This window comes from Pseudomonas resinovorans NBRC 106553, from assembly GCF_000412695.1.
Classification (GTDB): Bacteria; Pseudomonadota; Gammaproteobacteria; order Pseudomonadales; family Pseudomonadaceae; genus Metapseudomonas; species Metapseudomonas resinovorans_A.
Map to the genome: position 1 here is coordinate 5758498 of NC_021499.1, position 11527 is coordinate 5770024.

Genomic DNA, 11527 nt, shown 5'->3' on the forward strand with positions numbered 1-11527 from the left:
GAGCCTGCCCGCCAAGGAAACACCATGAAAGAACGCCTTTTCATCATCAGCCAGTACCTGCTGCCGCATCACCTGCTGTCGCGCCTGGCCGGCGGCATCGCCGAGTGCCGCGTGCGCTGGTTCAAGAACGCCTTCACCGCCTGGTTCGCCAAGCGCTACCAGGTGAACATGGGTGAAGCGCTGGTCGAAGACCTCACCGCCTACGAGCACTTCAACGCCTTCTTCACCCGTGCGCTGAAGCCCGGCGCGCGTCCGCTGGACGAAACCCCCGGCGCCATCCTCTGCCCGGCCGACGGCGCCATCAGCCAGATCGGCCCGATCGAGCACGGCCGCTGCTTCCAGGCCAAGGGCCACAGCTTCAGCGTGCTCGAACTGCTGGGTGGCGACGCCGAACTGGCGGCGCCCTTCATGGGCGGTGAGTTCGCCACGGTCTACCTGTCGCCGAAGGACTACCACCGCGTGCACGCGCCCCTGGGCGGCACCCTGCGGGAGATGGTCTACGTACCCGGCCGCCTGTTCTCGGTGAACCAGAGCACCGCCGAGAACGTGCCGGAACTGTTCGCTCGCAACGAACGGGTGGTCTGCCTGTTCGACACCGAGCGCGGCCCCATGGCCGTGGTGCTGGTGGGGGCGATGATCGTCGCCTCGGTCGAAACCACCTGGGCCGGGCTGGTGACTCCGCCCAAGCGCGAACTCAAGACCTTCAGCTACGGCGAAGCGGCCCGCGCGCCGATCAAACTGGAGAAGGGCGAGGAACTCGGCCGCTTCAAGCTCGGCTCCACCGCCATCGTTCTTTTCGGGCCGGATCAGGTGCGCTGGGCCGAAAACGCCTGGCCGGGCAGCCAGGTGCGCATGGGCCAGCTGCTGGCCCTGCCCAAGGAAGCCTGAGGAAAAACCCCGGCCGAACTGCACTATCCGGCCGGGGTCCTATCATGGAAGACAGGTATTCGCAGCACCTGCCAACGCGTCGACAGTCCGCCCCCGGGATGGCTGCCAGCGCGCAAGGATGCTGTTAGAGTGCTGAAAACCAAGCCAATTCATGTCGCACGAGCAATCGGAGAAGCCGATCCGGATGGACCACCAGAGCCCTCACCTGCTGTTGCGTGTCCCTACGCCTAGCAAACAGAGCCTGTCCTTCTGCGGTGCCACCCCTCGTGAGCTGAAAGGCTGGATCGCCCATCTGCCGAAGGCCAACCTCGGCGAGACCGCGCGCCAGCTCTACCAGGCGATGGTAGAGCTGAACCAACTGGAAACCCCCTGCGAAAACCGCCTGCAGCTGCTGGAACTGATGCGGCCGGAAATCTACTTCGTCTGCCAGCACCTGGAACGCCACTTCCTCAGCCAGTCCATCGTGCTCGACGAGCGGCCCCGCAAGGTCGCCAACCTCTGCCAGGCCCTGCAGAACCACCTGGCCATCGGTTACAAACTGATCGTCGTGCAGGAGTCGCCGCGACCCAGCCGCGACCGCGAACGCGTGCAACTCCTGGCCATCGCCCTGCAGCGCGCCGTGCACAGCCTGAACGGCCCGCTGATCCGCTCCAACCAGCTGTACTGCCCGGTCCCGGAAGGCCTCTGGCTGGAACTGCACCAGCTCTATCAACTGGCCCAGGGCCGCCAGCTGCATCGTGTGACCGTGCGCGACCCGCTGGCCCGTCACACCCAGGGCCTGAGCGTCGAGCAGACCTACCTGGTGGCCCTGCTGCTGGGCTGCTCCCGCTGCAACCAGATGCGCCAGAACGGCATCGCCCGTCTCGCGGAAGTCCTCGAACCCTGGAGCGCGCTGGTCAGCCTGCAGCCGGCCGACCTGCCGTCCAGCCTGTTCGCCGTGGCGCCGCAGCTGGACGGGCCGCCGCGCTACAAATCCCTGTTCAGCGAAGCCGACCCGCGCACCCTGCTGGGGTTCGACCCGTTGCCGCTGGTGGACGCCATCAAGGAATACCTGCTGCTGCCGGCCGAACAGCGCGGCCAATCGCGCCTGCTTATGCCCGAGGGCCTGAGCGTCGACCTGCTGCAGCACCTGAGCTCGGCCTGGGGCGACATCTCCGAGCGCACCTTCCAGCGCAACCCCGGCCAGGGCAGCCTGACCCTGTGCATCGGCATGAGCGCGCTGCATTTCTACCTGGCCGGCAGCCGCCCATTCAGCGAAGTGCTGAAGATCCCCTTGGACATTGGCCAGGCGGTCTTCGACAGCGTGGCCAAGCCGGTCGCCAAGGACGTCTGGTCCAAGGCATTCGACGCCCAGCCCAACCAGGGCTGGCAGCCAGGCATGCCACTCGAGGAAATCGAATACACCCGCCCCGTCGCCGAAAGCAACGCACAGCCCACCCAGGCCAGCGCGGCGCCGGAGAGCTACCCGACCTTCAGTGTCGCGGTGGTCAACCACAGCCCGGGCGGCTACTGCCTGAGCTGGCCCAAGGAAGTGCCCAGCCAGTTGCAGGCCGGCGAACTGCTCGGCGTACAGGACATCCCCGGCCAGGGCTGGAGCATCGCCGTGGTGCGCTGGATCCGCCAGGTACGCGGCGGCGGCACCCAGATGGGCATCGAACTGGTGGCCCCCCAGGCGCAATCCTGCGGCGTACTGCTGCTGCGCAAGGGCGAGCAGAACAGCCACTACCTGCGCGCCCTGCTGCTGCCGGCCATCGGCGCCATTTCCCGTCCGGCCACGCTGATCACGCCGCGCCTGCCCTTCCAGGAAGGCAACAAGGTGCAGATCAACCTGCATGGCGACGAGCACCGCGCGGTCCTCACCCGCCGCCTTACCAGCACGGGCAGTTTCAACCAGTTCGAATACCGGATCTTCGAGCAGCCGACACCGCCACAAGGGAAGCCCGTCACAGCACCGGGAAGCCAGTCGCCGGGGGGCGAGGAAGATTTTGACTCGCTCTGGAAGTCGCTGTAGATTCGAGGCTTATCACCATTCGTCGCCTATTCGCGCTCGTTCGGCGCTAAGCACAGGCCATGGCCATCGAAAAGAAAACGATCCGCCTCCTGATCCTGGAAGACTCGCAGAACGAAGCCGAGCGTCTGGTCAGCCTATTTCGCAACGCCGGCCGCGCCACCCGCGTCCACCGCATCCTTGGCGGCGACGATCTCAATGAAGCCCTGCAGCAGAGCTGGGACCTTCTGATCGCCGCACCCACCAGCGAACTCCTGAGCCCGGGCGAAGCCCTCACCAGCATCCGCCGCCAGTCCAAGGACATCCCCTTCATCCAGCTGGTGCCGGACAACGACTCCGACCTCATTACCGAAGCCCTGGCCCTCGGCGCCCAGGATGCCTTGCCCCAGGGCGAGGACGAGCGCCTGGTACTGGTGGCCAACCGCGAACTGGCGAACCTCGAGCAACGCCGCGCCCGACGCGCCGCCGAAGTCAGCCTGCGGGAAGCCGAGAAGCGCTGCCAGCTGCTGCTCGACAGCTCGGTGGATGCCATCGCCTATGTCCACGACGGCATGCACATCTATGCCAACCGCGCCTACGTGGAGATGTTCGGCTACGACGACGGCGACGAACTCGAAGGCATGCCGATGATCGACCTGATCGCCGGCACCGACCAATCCGGGTTCAAGGACTTCCTGAAGAACTACCGCGATGGCGAGGGCAGCGGCGAGCTGACCTGCAACGGTTGCAAGGTCGATGGCCAGAGCTTCCAGGCGCGCATGAGCTTCTCCCCCGCCACCTACGACGGCGAACCCTGCATCCAGGTGGTCATCCGCGCCGAAACCGATAGCGCCGAACTGGAAGAGAAGCTGCGCGAGATCAGCAGCCAGGACCTGGTCACCGGCCTGTTCAATCGCACCCACTTCAACGAGATGCTCGACGTCGCGGCGGAACGCGCCGTCAACGCCGGGCAGCCGTCCAGCCTCGGCTACATCCGCGTCGCCCGCTATTCGAGCCTGTTGGCCGAAGTCGGCATCGCCGGCGTCGACCTGCTGCTCACGGACCTCGCCAACCTGCTGCGCGCCCATTTCGCCGGCGACGCCCAGCTGGCGCGCTATGGCGACGACGTGTTCGGCGTGCTGCTTCCGGGCCTCTCCCCGGAACAGGCCACCGAAAGCCTGCAGGCCTTGCTGAAAAAGATCGACATCCACCTGTTCGACGTCAGCAGCCGTACCGTACAGCTCAGCCTGTGCATCGGCGTCGCCGGCCTCAGCGAAACCACACCCAAGGCCCAGGACGTGGTGGACCGCGCCCATCGCTGCGCCGATGAACTCGGCGACAATAACGGCCTCAAGCTCTACGACCCGGCGGAAGAACTGGCCGCCGCAGCCAATCGCGGCAACCTGGTGGCCATGGTCCAGCAGGCCCTGGAGAACAACAGCTTCCGCCTGCTGTTCCAACCGATCATCAGCCTGCGCGGCGACAGCTTCGAACACTACGAAGTGCTGCTGCGCCTGCTCAGCCCGCAGGGCGAGGAAGTGCCACCCGCCGACTTCCTCGACGCGGCCAGGGACGCCGGCCTGGCCGAGAAGATCGACCGCTGGGTGATCCTCAACTCCATCAAGCTGCTTGCCGAGCACCGCACCAAGGGCCACAACACGCGGCTGTTCGTGCACCTGTCGAGCTCCAGCCTGCAGGACCAGACCCTGCTACCGTGGCTCAGCGTGGCGCTCAAGGCGGCACGGCTACCCTCCGATGCGCTGATCTTCCAGTTCAGCGAGCCGGATGCCATCGCCTACCTGAAACAGGCCAAGCTGCTGACCCAGGGATTGGCCGAGCTGCACTGCCAGGTCGCCCTGAGCCAGTTCGGCTGCGCGCTGACCCCCTTCAACACCCTCAAGCACCTCTCCATCGACTTCGTGAAGGTCGATGGTTCCTTCACCCAGGATCTCAGCCGTCCCGAGAACCAGGATGCGCTCAAGACGCTGCTCGCCAGCCTCCACGCCCAGGCCAAGCTGACCATCGTGCCCTTCGTCGAAACCGCCAGCGTACTGGCGACGCTCTGGCAGGCCGGCGTCAACTACATCCAGGGCTACTACCTGCAGGGCCCCAGCCAGGCGATGGATTACGACTTCTCCTCCGAAGATGAATAAGAGGTAGCGTGCCGCCGTAGGATGGGTCGAGCGAAGCGATACCCATCGCGACGAACCATGAAAAAGCCGCCCGAAGGCGGCTTTTTCATGTCCGGCGAACGCCTCAGTCCTGGCCGTCGCGGTCGCGGAAGCCCAGCAGATAGAGGATGCCGTCCAGGCCCAGGGTGGAGATGGCCTGCTTGGCCGACTGCTTGACCAGCGGCTTGGCGCGGAAGGCCACGCCCAGGCCGGCCAGGCCGAGCATCGGCAGGTCGTTGGCGCCATCGCCCACGGCGATGGTCTGCTCCAGGCGCAGGCCTTCCTTCTGGGCCAGCTCGCGCAGCAGGTCGGCCTTGCGCTGGGCGTCGACGATGGGCTCCACCGCCACGCCGGTCAGCTTGCCGTCGACGATCTGCAGCTCGTTGGCGAACACGTAGTCGATGCCCAGCTTGGCCTGCAGCTGCTTGGCGAAGTAGCTGAAGCCGCCGGAAAGGATCGCGGTCTTGTAGCCCAGGCGCTTGAGCTCGGCGAACAGGGTTTCGGCGCCTTCGGTCAGGCGCAGGGAAGCGCCGATCTCTTCCAGCACCTCCTCCGACAGGCCCTGGAGCAGGCCCAGGCGCTCCTTGAAGCTGGCGCGGAAGTCCAGTTCGCCGCGCATGGCGCGCTCGGTGATTTCCGCGACCTGGTCGCCCACCCCGGCGGCCTTGGCCAGCTCGTCGATCACCTCGGCCTCGATCAGCGTCGAATCCATGTCGAACACCGCCAGGCGGCGGTTGCGGCGGAACAGCGAGTCGCGCTGGAAGGCGATGTCGACGTTCAGCTCCTGGGCCACGCTGAGGAACTCGGCGCGCAATGCCACCGGATCAGCGGGCTCGCCACGCACGGAGAACTCGATGCAGCCCTTGCCCTGGTCGGCCGGCATATCCAATGGCATGCGGCCCGACAGACGGTCGATGTGATCGATGTTCAGGCCGTACTTGGCGGTGATGGAACTCACCCGCTGCAACTGCTCGGCGGTCACCTTGCGGGTCAGCAGGGTGACGATGTAGCGGCTCTTGCCCTGGCCGCCGACCCACTGCTGGTAGTCGGACTCGGAAACCGGGGTGAAACGCACCTGCTGGTCCAGCTTGTAGGCGGTGAACAGCACGTCCTTGAGCACGGACGAGGCTTCGCCGTTGTCCGGGATTTCCACCAGGATGCCGAACGACAGGGTGTCGTGGATCACCGCCTGGCCGATATCCAGAATGTTCACGCCACCCTGGGCCAGAACGCCGGTGATTGCGGCGGTCAGGCCGGGGCGATCCTCGCCAGTGATGTTGATCAGGACAATCTCGCGCAAGGCGCACCTCGTTCAACGCATGAAAAGGCGCACATTCTACCCACTTTCACGGCTTACGCGGCATGCCTGGCATGCCCGGCGCTTTGCCCTGCAAGGGGCGCTCGCTATACTGCGGCACAATTTCGTTCGAGAAGAGCCGCGCTCTGTGAACCGGCCCACGCCTGTCAAACCCGATAACTTCTTCCTGCTGATCTTCCACGCCCTCCGCCAGAGGCGCGTGCCACTTGCCCTGCGCATCGCCAGCCACAGTTTGCTGCTGGTGGCCCTGGCGCTGGTGATCTATGCCTGGGTCATGGGCATGCAGTTCAAGCAGGCCATGCAGCAGCAGGCCGACGCCCTTGGCCAGAGCCTGACGGCGCAGACGGCGGCCTCAGCCACCGAACTGCTGGTGTCCAACGACATCCTCAGCCTCAACGTGCTGCTCAACAACCTGGTGAAGAACCCACTGGTGGCCCACGCGGCCATCTACAGCGTCGACAACCGCATCCTCGCCGAGGCCGGCTCGCGGCCCAAGCAGGGCCTGCTGGGCGAAGCCGAAGGCCTGTACTCCACGCCTATCACCTTCCAGGAAGTGATAGCCGGGCACCTGCGCCTGAGCCTGGACATGGAGCAGTTCCAGCAGCCCATGACCATCAGCCTGCAGAGCATGGGCCTGCTCAGCCTGATCCTGCTGGCCCTGACCCTGTCCCTCAGCCTGCGCCTGGGCCGCCATATCTCCACACCGCTGCTGCAACTGCGGGTCTGGCTTCGCGACCCGGACGACCCCGCCCCTGGCGCCGGCCGCCAGGATGAGATCGGCGACCTCGCCCGCCAGCTGCAGGCCCGCCTGGTGCCGGAGAAGCCCGAGCCCGAGCCGGAGCCCATCCTGGAAGAAGAGGATTACGCCGAGGACGAAGAGCACTACCTGGACGAAGAACAGGACGCCGAGGAGAGCTTCGAGGTCCGCGACCTGCGCGACGACAGCTACGACGTCGAGGAAGACACCCCGAGCAAGTTGTTCACCCCGGACGAGGAAGACCCCTTCGTCGACCTGCGCGAGGAGCTGGCCGAACCACAACCCGCCCCGACGCCGGCGCCCGTGGCGCCCGCAGAGCCGCAGAACAGTGCCGTACTGGCCATCCAACTGGGTGCCCAGGACCAGCTGCGCCGCCTGCCACGGGCCCGCCTGATGGACTTGCTGCAGCGCTACCGCGATTGCCTGGACCAGGCTGCGCGCCTCTACCATTGCCAGTTGCTGACCCTCAACGACGGCAGCAGCCTGATGCTCTTCCACAGCCGGGACGGTGGCGAGGACTACCTGACCCATGCCGTCTGCTGTGGCGAACTGATGCGCGCCCTCGGCCACGCCCTGCAGATCGAGGTGGCCGACAGCGGCATCACCCTGCAGCTGCAACTGGGCCTGACCCTGGGCGACGACCTCTTCGGCCTCGGCCAGGGCGACCTGCTGCTCAACGACACCACCCAGAACGCCCTCGCGCTGTGCCAGCACAGCCGCAACCTGCTGCTGGTGGAACGCGCCATCGCTGACGACGACCTGCTGCGCCAGCGCGCCCGCATCCGCTCCATCAGCAGCCCGGAAGGCGCCAGCTGCGTCGAACGCCTGCTGGAGCCCTACCCCTCGCTGCTGGAACGCCAGCTGTCGCGCATGCACGAAGCCCGCGCGCACTGAACCTCCCGCTGATGAAAAAGCCCGCAGTTGCGGGCTTTTTCATGCCGCCATTCCAGACCAACGGGGCCGAGCTGATCTCCGATTGATTGAAGGGGGGCGTGTAGGTTGTGGCTGAGCTATGCGAAGCCCAACGTTCGGCCTGCCTGGGGAATCGTTGGGTTTCGCTGCGCTCTACCCAACCTACAGGAGAGCCATCATCCGTCACTCGGTACAAGGGGGATGATGCTTTTCCATCCACCAGCGGCGCTATGCAGGGCATCGAATGGTGGACCGGTGAAGCGTGGTCCACCCTGCAACCGGTATGACGGCTTGCATCGCGATTGAAATCGCTCCTACCGGTTATCCATAGGCATGAAAAAGCCCGCAAATAGCGGGCTCTTTCCAGGCGTGCTGCGCACTCAGAAGCGGAACACTTCCACATCGGTACGCACCGGCGCCGCCATGGGGATCTTCGGCGGTTGCGGTTCCTTGGCCTTGGCCGGCGCCGCAGGCGCGGCCGGTTTGCGCACGGGCTCGACGGCCACCGGCTGACCTTCCAGCGGCTTGACCGCGGCGGCCAGTTGCTCGGCCAGTTGCTGCAGCAGTTCGCTCTGGGCACGCACCTGGTCGGCGGAAGTGCCGGCATGGCTCTCTTCCAGGCGCACCAGGCGGCTGTCACGCAGTTGGCCGGCGCGGTCCAGCAGGCGCCATTGCGCCTCCAGCACTGCCGGACGCTGCGGGCCGGAGTCCAGGCGGCTGATGGTCAGCAGCACCTGCACTTCGGGCGTGAAGCCGGGGTTACCCGGGGCCAGCACCAGACGTTGGCTGTCCAGGCGCCAGGACAGCTGACGCAACAGAACCTGGTCGATATCCGCGGCCAGGCTACCGGCCCAGCGGCCATCCGGCGCAGCGGTCAGGCTGCCGTCGGGCTGACGTTGCAGCAGGGTTTCACGCTGCAGGTAGTCGGCCACGGTCACCGGGCCGAGCAGAACCTGAATCCCGGCATTCTTGGAGGGCACCTCCGGGGTGCCGGCATCCAGCTGGAACATCGGGACGGGGGGGCTATGTACACAACCGGCCAGCCCCAGGAGGCTGGCCAGCATCAAAGCCAGGGGAAAACGCATGATCATCAATCTCACCCACGGCTGCCTCGTGAGCAGCCTGCAGTCGCATTCGTTCGTCTTCGCCGCCATCCGGAGCGGCGAGGGGACATATCATCCGTCAATGTGGCGCTGGACTCCAGAGCCCCACGTCAATTCGCTGTCGCCGGACTCAGGCCACCGGTTCCACCTGTAGCGCGTCGACTCGCTGGAACCCGCGCGGGAGCTTGTTGCCACGGCGTCCGCGCTCGCCCTTGTAGTGCTCCAGGTCATCGGCCTTGAGCGACAGGGTGCGCTTGCCGGCCTGCAGAACCAGGGTCGCGCCGGCCGGCAATACCGCCAGGTCCGTCAGGTATTCCTCACGGCTGGCGACGCGATCGCCGGGGATGCCGATGATCTTGTTGCCCTTGCCCTTGGCCAGCTGCGGCAGGTCGGCGACCTTGAACAGTAGCAGGCGACCTTCGGTGGTGACGGCGGCCAGCCAGTCCTCCTCGACGCTCTGCACCGGGCGCGGCGGCACCACCTTGGCGCCGTTCGGCAAGCTGAGCAGGGCCTTGCCGGCCTTGTTCTTGGCCTGCAGGTCGGCGCCCTTGACCACGAAGCCATAGCCGGCGTCGGAAGCGATCACGTAGGTGGCGTCATCCTCGGGCAGCAGCACGCAGTCGAAGTTTGCGCCCGGCGGAGGCGTCAGCTTGCCGGTGAGCGGCTCGCCCTGGCCACGGGCCGAGGGCAGCGAATGCGCCGCCAGGGAATAGCTGCGGCCGGTGGAGTCGATGAACACCGCGTACTGGTTGGAACGCCCTGGCGCCGCGGCCTTGAAGCCATCGCCGGCCTTGTAGGAGAGACCGGTCGCATCGATATCGTGGCCCTTGGCGCAACGCACCCAACCCTTCTCGGAGAGCACCACGGTCACCGGCTCGGTCGGCATCAGTTCGGTTTCCGACAGGGCGCGGGCTTCGGCGCGGGCGACTATCGGCGAGCGGCGAGCATCGCCGTAGGTCTCGGCGTCCTTGATCAGTTCGTCACGCACCAGCTTCTTCAGCTTGCTGTCGCTGCCCAGCAGCGTCTGCAGCTTTTTCTGTTCCTTCAGCAGTTCGTCCTGCTCGCCACGGATCTTCATCTCTTCCAGGCGGGCCAGTTGGCGCAGACGGGTGTCGAGAATGTAGTCGGCCTGGATCTCGGTGAGATCGAAGCGCGCCATCAGGACCTGCTTGGGTTGGTCCTCGGTGCGGATGATGTGGATCACTTCATCCAGGTTGAGGAAGGCGATCAGCAAACCGTCCAACAGGTGCAGGCGCTTCTCCACCTTGTCCAGGCGGAACTGCAGGCGGCGGCGCACGGTGCCGATGCGGTAGGTCAGCCACTCGCTGAGCAGGGTGCGCAGGTCCTTGACCTGGGGCTTGCCGTCCAGGCCGATGACGTTGGTGTTGACCCGGTAGCTCGACTCCAGGTCGGTGGTGGCGAACAGGTGCTGCATCAGTTCGTCGGCATCGACACGGTTGGAGCGCGGGATGATGACGATACGGGTGGGGTTCTCGTGGTCCGACTCGTCGCGCAGGTCGGCCACCATGGGAAGCTTCTTGGCCTGCATCTGGCCGGCGATCTGCTCCAGCACCTTGGAGCCGGACACCTGGTGGGGCAGCGCGGTGACCACGATGTCGCCATCTTCCACCCGGTAAACGGCACGCATGCGCACCGAGCCACGGCCGGTCTCGTAGATCTTCAGCAGATCGGCGCGCGGGGTGATGACTTCCGCCTCGGTGGGGAAGTCCGGGCCCAGGATGTGTTCGCAGAGCTGCTCGACCGTGGCACTTGGCTCGTCGAGCAGGCGCACGCAGGCGGCCGCCACTTCTCGCAGGTTATGCGGCGGTACGTCGGTGGCCATGCCGACGGCGATGCCGGTGGTGCCGTTGAGCAGCAGGTTGGGCAGGCGCGCCGGCAGGGTCGCCGGCTCGTTCAGGGTGCCGTCGAAGTTCGGTACCCAGTCCACGGTGCCCTGGCCGAGCTCCGAGAGCAGCACTTCCGAGTAGCGCGACAGGCGCGCCTCGGTGTAGCGCATGGCGGCGAAGGACTTGGGATCGTCAGGCGCACCCCAGTTGCCCTGGCCGTCCACCAGGGTGTAGCGGTAGCTGAAGGGCTGGGCCATCAGCACCATGGCTTCGTAGCAGGCGGAATCGCCGTGGGGATGGAACTTGCCGAGTACGTCGCCGACGGTACGCGCCGACTTCTTGTGCTTGGAGTCGGCGTCCAGGCCCAGCTCGCTCATGGCGTAGATGATGCGCCGCTGTACGGGTTTCAGACCGTCGCCGATATGCGGCAGGGCACGGTCCATGATCACGTACATGGAATAGTTGAGGTAGGCCTGTTCGGTGAAATCGGCCAGGGAGCGGCGTTCGACGCCCTCCAGGCTCAGATCGAGGGATTCGCTCATGC

General features: G+C 66.0%; 7 protein-coding genes. 4 read left to right on the top strand and 3 right to left on the bottom strand.

Translation table 11 applies throughout. From position 1 onward, the window contains the following. Positions 1-24: 24 nt before the first annotated feature. The 3 genes from asd (at position 25) to PCA10_RS25925 (ending at position 5028) form a co-directional block, all read left to right on the top strand. Positions 25-888: an archaetidylserine decarboxylase gene (gene asd / locus PCA10_RS25915; protein ID WP_016495053.1), complete on the top strand. Its 864-nt coding sequence runs from the start codon at positions 25-27 to the stop codon at positions 886-888. A gap of 184 nt (positions 889-1072) precedes the next feature. Beyond that, entirely contained in the window at positions 1073-2899 is a 1827-nt protein-coding gene (locus PCA10_RS25920; RefSeq protein WP_016495054.1) for a hypothetical protein, read from the top strand. 59 nt (positions 2900-2958) lie between these two features. After that, entirely contained in the window at positions 2959-5028 is a 2070-nt protein-coding gene (locus PCA10_RS25925; protein WP_016495055.1) for an EAL domain-containing response regulator, read from the top strand. Positions 5029-5131: 103 nt separating this feature from the next. Here the strand turns inward: PCA10_RS25925 and serB are convergent, their stop codons facing one another. Then, entirely contained in the window at positions 5132-6346 is a 1215-nt protein-coding gene (gene serB, locus PCA10_RS25930; protein WP_016495056.1) for a phosphoserine phosphatase SerB, read from the bottom strand. A gap of 145 nt (positions 6347-6491) precedes the next feature. Between serB and PCA10_RS25935 the strand changes: the two genes are divergently transcribed. Continuing rightward, positions 6492-8015: an AhpA/YtjB family protein gene (locus tag PCA10_RS25935; RefSeq protein WP_041770453.1), complete on the top strand. Its 1524-nt coding sequence runs from the start codon at positions 6492-6494 to the stop codon at positions 8013-8015. Positions 8016-8413: 398 nt separating this feature from the next. On the opposite strand, the gene PCA10_RS25940 is transcribed toward PCA10_RS25935, so the two are convergent. Further along, positions 8414-9127: a PqiC family protein gene (locus tag PCA10_RS25940; protein WP_144277076.1), complete on the bottom strand. Its 714-nt coding sequence runs from the start codon at positions 9125-9127 to the stop codon at positions 8414-8416. A 139-nt stretch (positions 9128-9266) separates the two neighbouring features. Then, a complete protein-coding gene (parC, locus tag PCA10_RS25945; protein ID WP_016495059.1) occupies positions 9267-11525 on the bottom strand; it encodes a DNA topoisomerase IV subunit A in 2259 nt (752 codons plus the stop codon). Positions 11526-11527: the final 2 nt, after the last annotated feature.